Origin of the sequence: Vibrio nigripulchritudo ATCC 27043, assembly GCF_000222685.1 — a bacterium.
GTDB classification, from domain to species: Bacteria; Pseudomonadota; Gammaproteobacteria; order Enterobacterales; family Vibrionaceae; genus Vibrio; species Vibrio nigripulchritudo.
On sequence record NZ_AFWJ01000286.1, the window covers coordinates 1 to 15,172 of the forward strand.

13 protein-coding genes are annotated in these 15,172 nt (G+C 45.8%); 5 read left to right on the forward strand and 8 right to left on the reverse strand.

What is annotated here, in order from left to right; translation table 11 throughout:
• Positions 1-372: 372 nt before the first annotated feature.
• Complete coding sequence (locus tag RH89_RS29775) at positions 373-573, forward strand: hypothetical protein (protein WP_139063341.1); 201 nt, start codon at positions 373-375, stop codon at positions 571-573.
• Positions 574-579: 6 nt separating this feature from the next.
• Here RH89_RS29775 and RH89_RS22140 read toward each other — a convergent pair whose 3' ends face one another.
• On the reverse strand, positions 580-1,830 hold the full coding sequence (locus RH89_RS22140; protein ID WP_004406839.1) for an MFS transporter: 1,251 nt from the start codon (positions 1,828-1,830) through the stop codon (positions 580-582).
• Positions 1,831-2,028: 198 nt separating this feature from the next.
• On the opposite strand from RH89_RS22140, the gene RH89_RS22145 reads away from it, so the two are divergent.
• Positions 2,029-3,000 carry a cupin-like domain-containing protein gene (locus tag RH89_RS22145; RefSeq protein ID WP_206536146.1) on the forward strand — a complete coding sequence of 324 codons (972 nt, stop codon included), beginning with the start codon at positions 2,029-2,031 and terminating at the stop codon, positions 2,998-3,000.
• Between the two features lie 71 nt (positions 3,001-3,071).
• On the opposite strand, the gene RH89_RS22150 is transcribed toward RH89_RS22145, so the two are convergent.
• The 3 genes from RH89_RS22150 to hrpA all read right to left on the reverse strand — a co-directional run bounded on the left by RH89_RS22150 (position 3,072) and on the right by hrpA (position 8,410).
• Entirely contained in the window at positions 3,072-3,551 is a 480-nt protein-coding gene (locus tag RH89_RS22150; RefSeq protein WP_004406843.1) for an outer membrane beta-barrel protein, read from the reverse strand.
• A 350-nt stretch (positions 3,552-3,901) separates the two neighbouring features.
• Positions 3,902-4,354 (reverse strand): outer membrane beta-barrel protein, encoded by a 453-nt coding sequence (locus RH89_RS22155; RefSeq protein ID WP_004406845.1) that lies wholly within the window; start codon positions 4,352-4,354, stop codon positions 3,902-3,904.
• 141 nt (positions 4,355-4,495) lie between these two features.
• Positions 4,496-8,410, reverse strand: coding sequence for an ATP-dependent RNA helicase HrpA (gene hrpA / locus RH89_RS22160; protein ID WP_038147025.1), 3,915 nt, complete (start codon positions 8,408-8,410; stop codon positions 4,496-4,498).
• A 371-nt stretch (positions 8,411-8,781) separates the two neighbouring features.
• Here hrpA and RH89_RS22165 point away from each other — a divergent pair, with 371 nt between their 5' ends.
• Positions 8,782-9,714 carry a glycosyltransferase family 2 protein gene (locus RH89_RS22165; protein ID WP_004406848.1) on the forward strand — a complete coding sequence of 311 codons (933 nt, stop codon included), beginning with the start codon at positions 8,782-8,784 and terminating at the stop codon, positions 9,712-9,714.
• A gap of 30 nt (positions 9,715-9,744) precedes the next feature.
• Here RH89_RS22165 and RH89_RS22170 read toward each other — a convergent pair whose 3' ends face one another.
• Positions 9,745-10,170: a hypothetical protein gene (locus RH89_RS22170; protein ID WP_004406849.1), complete on the reverse strand. Its 426-nt coding sequence runs from the start codon at positions 10,168-10,170 to the stop codon at positions 9,745-9,747.
• A gap of 200 nt (positions 10,171-10,370) precedes the next feature.
• Between RH89_RS22170 and RH89_RS22175 the strand changes: the two genes are divergently transcribed.
• Positions 10,371-10,955 (forward strand): FMN-dependent NADH-azoreductase, encoded by a 585-nt coding sequence (locus tag RH89_RS22175; RefSeq protein ID WP_004406850.1) that lies wholly within the window; start codon positions 10,371-10,373, stop codon positions 10,953-10,955.
• Between the two features lie 445 nt (positions 10,956-11,400).
• Entirely contained in the window at positions 11,401-12,417 is a 1,017-nt protein-coding gene (locus RH89_RS22180) for a serine hydrolase domain-containing protein (RefSeq protein WP_004406851.1), read from the forward strand.
• A 69-nt stretch (positions 12,418-12,486) separates the two neighbouring features.
• Here the strand turns inward: RH89_RS22180 and RH89_RS22185 are convergent, their stop codons facing one another.
• The 3 genes from RH89_RS22185 to RH89_RS22195 form a co-directional block, all read right to left on the reverse strand.
• Positions 12,487-13,335 (reverse strand): Cof-type HAD-IIB family hydrolase, encoded by an 849-nt coding sequence (locus tag RH89_RS22185; RefSeq protein WP_004406852.1) that lies wholly within the window; start codon positions 13,333-13,335, stop codon positions 12,487-12,489.
• Between the two features lie 270 nt (positions 13,336-13,605).
• Positions 13,606-14,301 (reverse strand): L-ribulose-5-phosphate 4-epimerase, encoded by a 696-nt coding sequence (araD, locus tag RH89_RS22190; protein ID WP_004406853.1) that lies wholly within the window; start codon positions 14,299-14,301, stop codon positions 13,606-13,608.
• Complete coding sequence (locus tag RH89_RS22195) at positions 14,294-15,172, reverse strand: L-ribulose-5-phosphate 3-epimerase (protein WP_004406854.1); 879 nt, start codon at positions 15,170-15,172, stop codon at positions 14,294-14,296. Before RH89_RS22195 ends, araD begins: the two co-directional genes overlap by 8 nt.

Sequence of the window (15,172 nt, forward strand, 5' to 3'; positions counted from 1 at the left end):
GGATTTGGATGGTTACTCAGGCTACTTGAGTGGTCTGAAAAGCGGGAAAATTCATTCGCTCATTCACCCGTTCAGTGAGCTTTACATGAGTAAAGCTGCTTTGGCTATTTTGCACCAAGATGAGTTTTAGCTTCGGTTTCTGAGCAAGAACGGCAGATCATTGAGGCGTCTGTTCCTAAGACGTATGCCGTCGGTGAATCCAACCTGTCGCAGCTTTTTACACTCAATAAGAAAGATTGGGTACTAAAAAGTGCCATCGGCTACGGTGGACATGGTGTCACGTGCGGCTGGGAATGCGATGAAGATACTTGGCATCAAATCCTGTCAGACGCCGCTTCCCCTAACTCTTCCCTATTTATTCTGCAAAAGCGGGTGGTTGGAAAACGACAACCTGCCATATCAATGACGCCGAAAGGCGTGTTTGTCGAGTCTGACGAGACTATGGTACTTGGTGTCTTCATGCTCAATGACCTATTTGGAGGAGGCTGCGTCCGTCAGTCACTTTCAGGTAAAGGCGTGATATGCACAGCCAACCATGCGGCGTTAGGTGTCATGCGAGTTCAGAGAGACTAAAGTCTGTCAGTTTGTCGAATCTGCTGGTTCGTGTGATTCATTGAGCAACGGGCTTTTGAATAGGAACAAAGCCCCAACTCCAATCACCACACACAGCAGCCAAATGTTGATGAGCCCTACATAGGCTGCTCCAAACCCACATAGCAGTGACCCCGTCACACCACCGACTCGCATGACCAAGGAATTAAGAGAATCAATGGTTGAGCGAACGTTATCATCCGTTGCATGATGCAAAAGGTGGTTATAAGCAGATTTTCCTAAATGGTTGGTGAAGTCGTAACAAATAAACAATAGAACAAACAAAATCAGATCACCGGAAAGAGCAAAAACGGTAGCGGCAATGAGACGAAATGTCACACTCACCACCAATACCTTACCCATTTGCTGATTCAGTTTTTCTGTCATCCAGTTGGTAAATGCCGCTGCGGCACTGCCCAAAAACATGGTCACCGCGTAGGTAAAACCATAAACCCACTCTAACGGTTGTTCCCCTGCCAGAGCTTCAAATCGAACTGGCCAGAATTTTTCGATGGCACTGGCAATGGGAATGGTTAAGAACATGGCAAACAGCAAACGCCATAAAACTGGGTGTTTGGCAGCGATGACTCCCGTTCGGACTTGTTTGGGTATGGTGGTAAACACATCTCGCGTAAATGGTTGAAACTCTCTCTGTTCTTTAACCCACACCAAACCAATAGCAAAAACCAGAACCAGACAGATAAGACCAACACTCAAAGCAAAGTCATACAGAGTCCGATCATCATAGCCCCATTGATTACCGACAAACATGATACCTGCGCACAGCAGAGCACCGACAGCAGCAAAGAAACTGGTTCTAACCCCTACTCTTGCAAAACCAGTTTGCAGAGTCATATCCCCTTCACTTTGATTAAAAGTTTCGACAAACCATGCAGTGAGTGTGCCAGAGCTAATGGCGATACTCGCTCCCCATAAAAACATGGCAACGACGCCACCAGCAAAAGTAGGAAATAGAAGGAGCGTTAAATAGGAAGAAGCGCTAAAGGCAATCGAACCAAGAAATACTTTTTTCCGACCAACCTGATCTGCCAGCCCACCAGTCGGCAATTCCAGAAGCATGACGGTAATGCCCATGGTCGCCATGATCATCCCTATTTGGGGAATAGTCATGCCGAAACTCATAAAAATAGGTGTCATAACGGGTAATACGACGAATTGAGAGACGAAAAACAGCCCCATAAAAAGACCATAGCGATGACTGAGCTGCAATCGATTCATCTGGAAATCCTTCTCCCCACAGACAATTAGCACAAAAGCAATCAAAGAAGATTGCCAGATAAGATACTGATGATAAAGAGGTTGTTTATAAGCTTATAGTCAGCCGACAAAAGAACAACGTTTTGATCACATACAAAGCAACAAAATTTATCATTTTTTATAAAAATATATAACATCATTCTGAATGCATATTTTGGGATGATCGGTCAGGGAGACTACGTAATGGAAATGGCAGATAAGGTTCAGGAAGAGCACGTTTTTAAGTTCATACCGGGCATGGACTCCGCTCCTGAAATTGAAACCGTACTTGCCAGCGAACTCACTCCCAAAGAATTCTATGATCGATACGTGTCGCAAAATCAGCCCTGCTTAATCAAAGGGGCAATCAGCCACTGGGAGGCTATGGATAAATGGCAGGATCCTGAGTATCTCAAAGAAAAAAATGGAGACAGCCCAACACCTTATTATCCTCACATGAACTATGAAAGTGCAGAGAGAATGGGAGAAGGCAGAAAAGTCGAACCTTTTCATCATGTGCTTGATTTGCTTCGTTCCGGTACTGAGGAAATACTGAGTGCGCCGTCTGTCGTATTGAGTGAAGAGCCATTTAAAGTATTGGCTCCTGATACCAACGGTTATCGATTCTTGCCCAATCCGCCTAAGCCCATTGCTTATCCCAAATCCCGAGCTTTTATGTACAAAGGTGCCGGAACAGGCTGGCATTTTCACGTTACCGATGAAACGTTAATGAGCCAGGTGATTGGAACGAAAAAAGTCGGCTTGCTGCCACCTGACAAGCTAACCGATGACTTAGTATTTGATGCTTTTAAAGCCGATGCCTATTTGGAAAATGGGGACTGTTTTGATCAGAGTAAGTCAAACGCAATCAAACCATTTACTGCCCTAGTTGAGCCAGGTGACGCCATGTACATCCCACCATTCTGGTGGCATGGCATTGAACCCACTGACAATGAATTTGGAATTACCGTTGCTCAGTGCTGGCGTTCCCCTCTTCATGTGATGGGCGATCTTTCCTACCCCACAGTGAGAAAAATCTGGAAGAAAGCGTATACCGAACCGAGCAAAGTGACTTTTGCTATCACAGCGCTGGGCATTGCGAGTTTGGGAGCTCAATTGTGGCGCTGGATAACCAAACCTCTGCGAACATAGATATCGTAGATAGAGAAATATCAGATACAAAAACCTCCCATATTGGGAGGTTTTGCATTGAACCGTCTTTCTTACAAGAAGTGAATCGTCGCGTTCAGTGTGAATGAACCGATTGAACCCACATCGTTCTTGTTCACTTCAAACTGCTGGTATGAACCACCAACAGAAAGCATGTCGATAACAAAGTATTCTACGCCGACACCGTACATCATTTTAGTGCCAGAACCTTTTTTGCTGGAACCTTTGTCCAAATCGTAGTTGTGCATGCCGCCTTTCGCGTAGATATGCAGAGGACCAAAGTCGATGCTTGGCTTTAGTGCGGCGTAAACAGAGCTGCCTTCAATACCACCATCAAATTTACCGTGATTCCAGTAGCCTGCTTCTACACCGATGATAGGTAAAATACCGGTACCAACATGGAAGCTGGTTGCAGTCGCATTTTTGCTGTCCAGATCAGATTGACCTGCGTTTACACCACCATACAACCAAGAGTCTGCGTTAGCTGTTGTCGCTGCGCCCATTAATACCAAAGCTAAAAGTGTTTTTTTCATTTCGTACAACTTTACTTCTGATCGTGTGAAACGTCCCGCTCCACGCGTTTCCAATTACAACCATGATTCATCATGAATCACGAACATACCTAAATAACCTGACGACGGTGAGATTTACTCATACTCACCCAAGTCATTTGGGTATGGTTTTCAACCCTTGGGAAACTGTTGCTATTAAGGAAAACTCGAATTGTACCGAAGCACGATTATTTTAAGGTTAACAATGCGCTTTAGCCATACTTAGATGTAAAACTTCTTAAGTTTTTTTATGCTTTTAAAGCACTTTTATTCAGACGCTCAATAAAAATGCTGGCAAACGCCAGCATTTTAGATAACAGCTCAAATTTTCTTTACAAGAAGTGGAAAGTCGCCGTCACAGTAAAGGATGTGATGTCACTGTAGTTGTCACCACGGTTAAATGACTGCCATGAACCACCAAGGGACAGATTATCCACTAAGAAATATTCCGCACCTGCACCGTACATTAAGCCAGTCCCATCACCTGCGCCATCGTTGTCCCAAGAGTGCAGACCACCTTTTGCGTAAATGTGAAGAGGACCAAAATCAATGCTTGGCTTGACTGCCGCAAACAAAGAAGTGGTATCACGGCCATGGCTCCAGTAGCCAGCCTCCAAACCCAAAATCGGCAAAATACCGGTACCTACGTGGAAACCAAATGCCGTTTCTTTGTCGCCGCTGCCGAAATCAGACTGACCAAAGTTGCCGCCTGCGTAAAAAAACGAATCTGCGCTGGCTGTTGCTGCAATGCTCGCTAAACCCAGAGCCAACAATGTTTTTTTCATTTCCATTCCCTCAAATACGTGTTCAGAGAATAACAATTTATCCCCCGGTAAATTGACGTAACACATTAGAACAACGTCAGTATTTACGTCAGCTTAATTCCTTCTTGCAAAGAATAGACCATTATTATCGCTGGAATATCCTTAGCACTCAGAAATGGCGTTCTTAACACGTTTATCAGACACCGGATAAGGCGTACCTAACTGTTGAGCAAAGAAACTCACTCTGAGCTCTTCAATCATCCAACGCACTTCTTTCACGTTGTCCGGGATAGCCAAACCTTTCGGAATCTTGTTTAACAACTCTTTGTAGTCGTTGGTCACTGATTCAATTTTCAGCATGTGCAGTCGGTCTTTGTTTGGATCGATTGGCAGCTTTTCCATTCGACGCTCAATTGCCTTCATGTAGCGAAGAATGTCTGGCAGCTTCTTCCAACCACACTCTGTCGCAAAGCCTTTGAAAATCAAACCTTCGATTTGAGCTTTGATATCTGACAAGGCAAACGCCATAGTGAAATCGATCTTCCCTTTAAGCTTTTTGTTGATGTTGAAAGCCGTGGTCAGAATCGTTTCGACCTGCTTCGCAATGTCGACAACTGTGTCGTCCAGCTCCGCGCGAACGTGTTCCTTCAGGGCTTCAAACTTATCCGATTCCCAAACCAAGCCGCCCTGCTCTTCTATCAGCTTATCCACACCACAGGCAATACAGTCATCGATCAAATCCAGGACCTTGCCATAAGGGTTGAAGTAAAGCCCAAGCTTAGACTTGTTTGGAAGGTTCGAGTGCAGGTATTTAATAGGCGATGGTACATTCAGTAGTACCAGACGGCGCTGACCCGCCTGCATCGCAGAGATCTGCTCTTGCTCGGTTTCAAACAGCTTAATTTCAACGCTGTCTTTCGAGTCAACAATCGCAGGGTACGCTTTCACATCGTAACCACCGCGCTTCTGTTGATAGACTTTTGGCAGTTCACCGAAGCTCCACGTATGCAGACCTTGCTGCTCGATATCGTCATCCGCCACCTTTGATAAGGTCTCTTGCACCTTATCTTTCAGGCTTTCTTTTAGCTCGTGGAGATCTTTGTTCTCTTTCAGCTTGCGGTTGCGGTGATCGACAGCGCGGAACGTTACCTTTAAGTGCTCCGCTACCTGATCTAAATTCCAATCTTCACGCAGTACTTCTACACCCGTCATTCGGCGCAGCTCTTTCTCTAGCGAATCGAGCAATGGCGCTTCCATTGGAGTAGCACGCGCCAAGAACGCATCCGCGTAGTTCGGTGCTGGCACAAAGTTTTTGCGCAAAGTTTTTGGCAATGCCTTAATCAGGCTGACGACCAATTCATGTCTTAAGCCAGGGATCTGCCAGTCAAACCCGGCAGGTTCTACCTGGTTGAGAATTGGCAGCGGAACGTGAACCGTCACACCATCGCTGTCTTCACCCGGTTCAAATTGGTAGCTCAGCTTGAGTTTCAAACCGTTCTGATGCCAGAAGTTCGGGTAATCCAGATCGGTGATGTGGCTGGCGTCACCTTTGAAGAGCATCTCTTTTTCGAAGTTAAGCAGCTCGGCATTTTCTTTGGATGCCTTTTTCCACCAGGTATCGAAATGACGCCCCGATACCACTTCAGTGCCAACGCGTTGGTCGTAGAAGTCGTACAGCTCATCGTCATCGACCAGAATATCGCGGCGTCGGGACTTGTGCTCCAACTCCTCGACTTCCATCAGCAGTTTTCGGTTTTGCTTGAAGAAGGCGTGCTTGGTTTCCCACTCACCTTCCACTAGCGCACTACGAATAAAAATGTCTCGGCTCACCGTGCTATCAATGTTGGAATAGTTGACCAGTCGCTTAGGAACGATCGGCACTCCGTACAACATCACCTTTTCATACGCCATAACGGCGGCGCGTTTCTTAGACCAATGTGGTTCGCTGTATGTACGTTTGATCAAATGCTTGGCGAGTGGCTCAATCCACTCAGGTTGAATCTTGGCAATGATTCGCCCCCACAATTTGGACGTTTCAACCAGCTCAGCAGACATGATCCACTTAGGCTGCTTCTTGAACAGACCGGAAGCAGGGAAAATATGGAAGCGTGCGTTTCGCGCACCTTGGTAATCATTTTTCTCTTGGTCTTTCACACCGATATGAGAAAGCAAGCCCACCAATATCGCACTGTGAACGCCTTGATAACCGCCTGGCTCATCGTTCAGTTTAAAGTCCATCTCACGCATTGCCTGATGGATTTGGAAGTACACGTCTTGCCATTCACGAACGCGCAAATAGTTTAAATAGTCTTGCTTACACTGCTTGCGGAACTGATTGCCTGATAGCGCTTTTTGTTGCTTTTGAACGTATTCCCAAAGGTTCACAAACGTCAGGAAGTCCGATTCTTCATGGAAGAAACGGCGGTGTTTATCGTCCGACGACTGCTGTTTGTCTGATGGACGCTCACGCGGATCTTGAATCGACAACGCCGACGCAATGATCATTATCTCTTTCAGACAGCCGTATTTTGGTGCTTCTAGTACCATACGAGCCAAACGCGGGTCGATAGGCAGTCTGGCAAGCTGACGACCAGCGGGTGTGAGACGCTTCTTAGGGTCCTTCGCTTTGTCATTAATGGCACCCAGCTCTTCAAGCAGCCTGACACCGTCTTGAATGTTGCGCTTGTCTGGTGCTTCAACGAATGGGAAAGCCTGAATATCACCCAACCCAAGCGCAGTCATTTGAAGAATAACGGAGGCAAGGTTGGTTCGCAGGATTTCAGGATCGGTAAATTCCGGGCGCGATTCGAAATCTTCCTCAGAATAAAGACGAATACAGATACCCTCTTCCACACGACCACAGCGACCTTTACGCTGATTCGCACTCGCTTGAGAAACAGGCTCAATCGGCAATCGCTGCACTTTAGTTCGGTAGCTGTAACGACTGATTCTCGCCGTACCCGGATCAATAACGTATTTGATGCCCGGAACCGTCAGCGAAGTTTCCGCGACGTTAGTAGCTAGGACGATACGTCTGCCTGCGTGAGGCTGGAAGATTTTGTTTTGTTCACCAGCTGAAAGGCGCGCGTACAAAGGCACGATTTCTGTGTCACGGAGATTTCGCTTATTAAGCGCATCTGCGGTGTCACGAATTTCTCGCTCACCGTTCATGAAGATCAGGATGTCTCCTAATCCTTCGTCGCACAATTCATCGACCGCTTCGAATATGCCTTCAAGCTGGTCACGATCATTGTCGTCATCACCAGAAAGCGGACGATAACGGGTTTCTACCGGGTAGGTACGACCGGAAACTTCAATAATAGGCGCATTGCTAAAGTGCTTAGAAAAACGCTCAGGATCGATGGTTGCCGAGGTAATGATGACTTTCAAGTCTGGGCGACGTGGAAGCAATTCCTTCAGGTAACCCAAAATAAAATCGATGTTTAAGCTGCGTTCGTGCGCTTCATCGATAATGATGGTGTCATATTGATTTAAGAAACGGTCGTGCTGGATTTCCGCCAGTAATATACCGTCGGTCATCAATTTGATTTGGGTGTTATCTGAAATCTGGTCGTTAAAACGAACTTTGTAACCTACAAACTCGCCGAGCTTGGTTTCCATCTCTTCCGCAATACGGTTAGCCACCGATCGCGCTGCCAGCCGGCGTGGCTGAGTATGACCAATTAATCCGAACTTTCCACGACCAAGTTCCGCACAAATCTTCGGAAGCTGAGTTGTCTTACCCGATCCGGTTTCACCTGCCACAATCACGACTTGATGCTCTGCGATTGCCGCGGCTATGTCGTCTTTCTTCTGGCTTACAGGCAGGATTTCTGGATATTCGATGGTCGGTTGGTACGCTGAACGCTGCTCGGCGGTCATCATGGATTTTGCGATATCCAATGCAATGTCGTCGAATGCCGCGAGTCTGGATTCTTCTTTCTTTATTTTACTTGCACCCTGAATTCGTCGCGAAAAACGAAAACGGTCTTTAATCATGCAATCTTTGAGTGCAGCTCTTAGCTTGGATGGGCTGTTTGGAACGTTGCCAGCTGCATTTTGCTGTGACGAGGTCAAAGCGATACCTTCTTATTTTTAATTCTCTCGATAAAACTGGCGCGAATTGTATCACAACTGCGCGAAAGTCACCTCATGGTGGAACCAAAGGCGATGTCAGGAAATTTTACGCAATTTCGGCTAGTTAGATCTCTTTACGCCCCCTCTAACAACAATTGTTAAATTGAAAAATACGCATGAGTAAATCTACACGCAATTTGAGATTACCTCTCGCAAAATGACAGAACGCGAGCTCACATACTTGAGTGAGCATGTAATTTAGCGAGGAAAAAATACGAATATTCATAGAGTTAAATTGGTAGATCACAGTTGGCTTGGATTCTGCTTAGTAAGAACTCAGTCTCCCATTTTTACAAGCAGAGGTAATCATCATGCAACCATTAGTCAGTGTCGTTATTCCTACTTATAACTGCCTTGATTATCTATCCAAAGCGATAGGCAGTGTACTTGAGCAAGATTTGGAGGAGCTTGAAATTCTGGTGATGGATGATGGTTCCACAGATGGCACTTTCGCCTGGCTAGAGAAAATCGCCGAGCAGCACCCGCAGATCGTTCCTGTCAGGCTCGATCACGTTGGTGTGGTTGCGGCGAGAAATCACGCAATCGAAATGGCTCGCTCCGAATACATCGCCTTTCTGGACGCGGATGATTACTGGCTTCCCGGAAAACTCAAGTGCCAGCTTAACTGGCACATGGCAAGTGAAGACCACGTTCTCAGCTTCACCAACTACATGCATTTCAATGAGGAAGGTAAAGAGATCATCGATTGTTTTGGCTACTGGAAAGTTTTCAATCACCTTCCGCATGCCAACCGCTTTTTCGATATCGATAATGCCGGAGACGAAATTCTTGCGACCAATATGATAGGTACTTCCACGGTTGTTGCCAGACGAGACGCCCTTCTTAAAGTCGGAGGTTTTAGTAGCGAGCTGAAATCGGCCAGTGATTGGGATATGTGGCTGAAACTGGCGCAGTGCGGGAAAGTATCGGCGAATCCAAGAATTCAAATGCAGTATTTGATGAGAGCCGGATCCATAACATCAAACCGCTTGAATCGGCTCGAAGCGATGAGACGTATAATCACCAGCTACATAAACCGTTATCCAGCCTCTGACAAAGCATGTGAGCTTGCGTGGTCACGGCTTGAGGAAGGTTACGCGGAGTATCACCGCGAACAGGGAGAGGCAAAAAAGGCATTGCGTTGGGATTGGGTATCATTAAGACGCGCACCAGAATTCCGTAAGCTCAAGCACTTAAGCCGAGATTTGTACTACTTGATGCGATCTCCTTCTAGAGCGAACTAAGTGGCTAAGCCAGACAGTTGACCACCTAAATCACGACAAATCAGGAAATGGCAACTCGTCTGGTTCGACGAACTGTGCTCTTGCCTGGTCTGAAAATAGCGTCGTTTTGGTGTAATGGTGCAACAGAAGATCACTGTTTAAGAGCTCTGGATTCGCTTCAATATAATGATCGAATGACACACAGCCCTCTGACTTTTTCATAAAGCATAGAATTGCCATAATCCATGCTTTGGTGAGTGTTTCATGGTACTTACCTTCAGGCGCAATTCCATTGTGAGACAGTAGATTGGTCAACGAATTACGCATTCTGTCTAATGCTGATTCAAGCGACATGCCCGCTAAGTAAATGTAGCCCAGCCTAATATGCGCTTTGTGATTGAATTCTGATATCGGAAAACCACAAGACTCCACTTGCTGTAAAAAGATCTTGTCTTCCTGAGAAATGATGCTGTTCATATAACCTGCCCTTTTGCTTACTCATTTCCAGAATGCACCCTGAACCTATAGACGGGTCAATAGGTTATTCGACATTTCAGACAACAAAACTCATTCGAAAAATTTGAATGACTTAATCGTGAACAGCGTATTATCTTTGAGATTCGGTCTGCCTAGAATGACACCATCAAAACCAAAACAGATAAACAAAGGACGAAATGATGGCTCAAGTACTGATTCTTAAATCAAGCATTCTAGGTGCTCATTCTCAATCTAATGCTCTAATCGATGTGATTGCTGAAAATGCGACTGAATCAAATGTGGTTATCCGCGATCTGGCTGAAAATCCTCTCCCGATTCTTGATCACAACGTTTTGGCGGCGTTTGGCGGTGGAGAGGATCTGACAGAAGAACAGCAAGAGATTCTGGCTAAATCTGACCAGTTGATTGAAGAAATCAAGCAGTCAGACAAGCTGGTTATCGCAGCTCCGATGTACAACTTTACCGTACCCACTCAGTTAAAAAACTGGATTGATATGATTGCTCGTGCTGGCGTGACGTTCCAGTATTCGGAGAATGGTCCTGTTGGTCTGTTAACCAATGTTAAGGAAGCGACGGTTATTACAACACGTGGCGGTGTTCATAAAGACACAGAAAATGACATCGTGACAAGCTACCTGAAAACCACTCTAGGTTTCGTTGGCATCCACAATGTGAATTTTGTTTACGCTGAAGCTCTGGGTATGGGTGAAGAAATTGCCGCTAAAGGCATCGAAAGCGCAAAACAACAACTTCCTACACTTTAATGCATTAGGGTCTGTTGACCTTTCGCGGTTAAATTTTGTTCGAATTCTATGTGTTTTAATCGCGGCGCAAGGTCTTTAGCTTAGTCATTCTAAGCAAATACCTTGCAACAAAGAGTAAAGCACATAGAAACGAACCCTTTGGGCAGCATTTGTGGCTCCTTTCTACTGTGTTACCGCTTATTGATGTAGGGCGACTACACCGAATAAGCGCTGCCTTGTATAAAGAACCCACAAATTGCTGCAAAAATCAGCTCGAAAGGTCAACAGACCCTAGTTTCTTAATACACCTTGTCTCTTTGCCCACCTTATGGTGGGCTTTTTTATTTGTCTGAAAGTAATAGGTTTTGTTCAGACTTAATTGCCTGTTAACCCACTTGCATTATTATCGTTCGGTAGCCTTATGACACATTCTTAAACAACACGCTTCTAAAGCTTAGGGTCTACAATGAGTTTTACTGAACAAGAAATCCATGAGATTCACAACGCTATCCAGCCATTTGACGACGACACTGAGATCGCAGTAGCTAAGATTCAAAGTGATCAGGTGGCATTTTATGGTGCGAGAAACGAATCTGGAACTCCTCACGCGGTTGAAAACTTTGCGTCGGTATTCGAAATTGGTTCGATAACCAAAGTTCTGACCTGTCACTTACTTGCCAAATCCGTTCTTGCTGGGGAAATTGCGCTGGATGAAGCAATTAATCATCACATCGCAGTACCCTTCAGGAATAAACTTTCCATCACCTTCAAAGAACTCGCTAGTCATACTTCTGGGCTTCCTCGTTTGCCACCCGGTTTGATTTGGGGCGCGCTTTTTAAAAACGCTAAGAACCCCTACAGAGATTACCTGGAACCCCAGTTGCTGTCTTACCTTGAGCATAAACTCAAACTAAAAGGCAAAGGAAAGTCCATTTATTCAAATCTCGGCATGGGCTTGCTCGGCTACACGCTCGGTCAGCACTCCAATAGAACCTATGAAGACTTACTTCAAGAGTCGATTTTTAAACCCTTGGACATGCACAATTCGACGTCTCAACTGTCCTTGGTCCAATCAAGATTAGTTCAGGGGTTAAATAGCGCCGGAAAGCCAACGCCAAATTGGGATCTTGGAGTTTTGGCTGGCGCTGGAGCGGTGCTTTCTACAGTAGAAGACTTTTCAAAATATATCTTGTGGTGCCTAAAAGAAGATAACGTCATTTTTGAACTGCAAAGACAGCCAGTCAGCACAGAGCATGGGGCGCGCATCGGTTTAGGTTGGGTAATTCTGGGGGAACCAGATGAGAAAGAACGCTATTACTTTCACAACGGTGGAACTGGTGGCTATAGCTCGTGCATGATGATTGATATTCAGGAAAAGACTGGATACGTCGCGCTATCCAACATCACGGGGCTACAAAAACGAAAAGGACCCGTGTTGGACAGACTTGTCGACACGTTAATCAAAGGTCACCCAGTTTCTTAGAGTGACAAAGGCGAGTTTTTGGCTCGCCTTGTGGTGTGTGCCGCTTACACATAGCACTTAAGTAATAACCTACAGTGCAATCCGCCTGTAATTGTCTGTTTGTTGGAGCAGTTCAGTAATGATTTCTAAAACTCCCCCCTCATTGTTTGTGCTTTTGGTCACCCGGTTGGATGCTTCCTGAATAGCAGGTTCAGAGTTTTTCATTGCGACTCCAACTCCGGCAGTTACCAGCATCGAGAGATCGTTATAACTATCGCCCACCGCTATCACGTCGTTCCAGGTTAAGCCAAGTTTTTCAATATGAGTCGCTAAGGCAGCGCCTTTGGTGTTGCCTTTTCGTGCAAAATCAATCCGGTTGATCCATGAACGTTCACCGATAAAGTGCTGGTTTATTAACGGGTGCCCCATGAATTTTTCCATTTGTGGGCTGTTCCCTTCCACCACAAATTTCCAAACATGGTTAGCATTGTGAATAACAGCTTTGAAACTGCTGCAAGGTTTGATTTGAGGTCGGATACTGCGTTTGATGTTGTCCGCCCAAAGCTGAAGAGAACGCATGTGACCGCTCTTCGAAGACTTGTGGTACGCCATCATCTCATCGACATAAACCACCAGCTCTAGCTGGTAATGCTCCGCGATAGAAAGAAATTCCAACGCTAATTCTTTGTCTATATCTGAATGGCTGAGCACTTTAGCCTGAGCGTAATCGTACACGTAAGTGCCATTACAGCAGATCGTTGGCGTGTCTAACTGCAACTGCGAGTAATAAGGCAATGCAGCCGTGTGATGACGCCCGGTCACCAGCATAACGTGACAACGATTTTTCAGAACCCGAATTGCGTTGATCACACTGCTTGGGATGTCTCGCCTGTCGGTGAGCAGTGTGCCATCCATATCAAGTGCCAGTAGTTTACTCATTCTCCTCTCCCTAAATTTTTGTCTCTTTCCCGATATAAACATCGCAAGGTACTTGCAGTCATACCGAGAAGTATCCCCTCACCTTGGCCAAATACACGAAGTGAGTTTGATCAATATTGCGTATTGAAAAATATAGAGGTCTAAACTGAGTAACCCATATTCATACATCAACAAAGTCAGACCTATATTGAAAATTGAATCTTAAAAGTGAATCCATACCCAAGTAACCCCAAGGTGTTGGGGTCAGCGTGAATTAACTGGATCTAATATCTATTGCCCGTAATAGGCATTTTCCCCATGTTTTCGGAGATAATGCTTATCCAGAAGTGGCTGCTGCATTGAACCGAGTTGAGGCGACAACTGACGCGAAAACAACCCCATGTACGCCACTTCCTCCAGCACAACAGCATTGTGAACCGCACTACTCGCATTTGTTCCCCAGATAAAAGGGCCATGGGAATTGACCAGTACTGCTGGCATCTGATTCGGATCCAGTTGGCGGCGTCCAAATGTCTCTACAATGACCTGCCCTGTTTCCCACTCATAATTCCCCGCGATTTCATCTAAAGACATCTGGCGTGTGCATGGGATTGAACCATAGAAATAATCGGCATGAGTCGTTCCCCACGCAGGGATATCGAGCCCCGCCTGCGACCAAATCGTTGCGTGACGTGAATGCGTGTGAACAACCCCTCCAATGTCAGTGAATGCACGGTACAGGCATAGATGTGTAGGGGTGTCTGATGAAGGTTTCTTGTCACCTTCGATCACCTCTCCTGTCTCCAAATCGAGTATCACAATGTCACTGGCTTTCATGACGTCATATTCGACCCCGGAAGGTTTAATTGCGATGACGCCACGTTGACGATCAACAGCACTGACATTTCCCCATGTGAAGGTAACCAAGCCGTGTTTTGGAAGCGCCAGGTTGGCTTCAAGTACTTCCTCTTTTAGCGATTTATACATTCCATCCTCCCTGAACCATTTTCTCTTCCATCCAACGTCTGGCTTTGATCAACTCCTGCACAGGCTCATCTGCTTTTTCAGTCCACATTTCTATCAGGAAGCTTCCGCGGTAATTCAAACGCTTTAACGTTTTAAATGCCTGCACAAAATCCACGCAACCCTCTCCAAATGGAACATCTCTGAACTGACCCGGGCACGTATCGGTCACGGCATAGGTATCTTTAAGGTGTAGTGCGGCTATCTGATCAATACCCAGTTCAAGCTCCGCCGTTACATCGTTCCCCCAGGCTGACAGATTCCCCACATCTGGGTAAACCGTAAACCAGGGAGAATTGATTTTTTCCTGCCATGCTTTCCATTTGGTAATCGAATTCATAAACGATGTGTCCATGATTTCCACCGATAGCATGACCTGAGATTTCGCCGCTAAGTCGACCGCCCACTTTAGCCCTTCTTCAAACCTTGCAAGCGTTCCTTCGTCTTGTTCCTCGTAATACACGTCGTAACCAGCTAGCTGAATGGTGCGTATGCCAATGTCCTGCGCGAGAATGATGGCTTTTTCCATGATTGAATAAGCTTGTTCTCTAATCTTTGGATCATGGCTGCCAAATGGGAACCTACGATGCCCAGACAAACACATGGACGGAATGCGAATACCGCTTTCTATAATGGTATTGGTCAACGCTTTGCGTTCTTGTTTTGTCCAGTCTAATCGAGACAGTCTCTCGTCCGTTTCATCAACGGACATTTCAACAAAGTCGAAATCGCATGCTTTCGCTAAAGCCAGCCTTTCCGACCAGCTCAACTGTTTGGGCAGTGCCTTTTCATAGATACCTATCGGAGGTATTCCATCTAAATCATCATAATTCAT

What these genes read in the sequence shown, in the direction of transcription:
- RH89_RS22175 (WP_004406850.1), top strand. Translation starts at nt 10,371, where the DNA reads ATGGCTCAAGTACTGATTCTTAAATCAAGCATTCTAGGTGCTCATTCT.
- RH89_RS22140 (WP_004406839.1), bottom strand. Translation starts at nt 1,830, where the DNA reads ATGAATCGATTGCAGCTCAGTCATCGCTATGGTCTTTTTATGGGGCTG.
- araD (WP_004406853.1), bottom strand. Translation starts at nt 14,301, where the DNA reads ATGTATAAATCGCTAAAAGAGGAAGTACTTGAAGCCAACCTGGCGCTT.
- RH89_RS22170 (WP_004406849.1), bottom strand. Translation starts at nt 10,170, where the DNA reads ATGAACAGCATCATTTCTCAGGAAGACAAGATCTTTTTACAGCAAGTG.
- RH89_RS22150 (WP_004406843.1), bottom strand. Translation starts at nt 3,551, where the DNA reads ATGAAAAAAACACTTTTAGCTTTGGTATTAATGGGCGCAGCGACAACA.
- RH89_RS22195 (WP_004406854.1), bottom strand. Translation starts at nt 15,172, where the DNA reads ATGAATTATGATGATTTAGATGGAATACCTCCGATAGGTATCTATGAA.
- RH89_RS22185 (WP_004406852.1), bottom strand. Translation starts at nt 13,335, where the DNA reads ATGAGTAAACTACTGGCACTTGATATGGATGGCACACTGCTCACCGAC.
- RH89_RS22165 (WP_004406848.1), top strand. Translation starts at nt 8,782, where the DNA reads ATGCAACCATTAGTCAGTGTCGTTATTCCTACTTATAACTGCCTTGAT.
- RH89_RS22155 (WP_004406845.1), bottom strand. Translation starts at nt 4,354, where the DNA reads ATGAAAAAAACATTGTTGGCTCTGGGTTTAGCGAGCATTGCAGCAACA.
- RH89_RS22180 (WP_004406851.1), top strand. Translation starts at nt 11,401, where the DNA reads ATGAGTTTTACTGAACAAGAAATCCATGAGATTCACAACGCTATCCAG.
- RH89_RS22145 (WP_206536146.1), top strand. Translation starts at nt 2,029, where the DNA reads ATGATCGGTCAGGGAGACTACGTAATGGAAATGGCAGATAAGGTTCAG.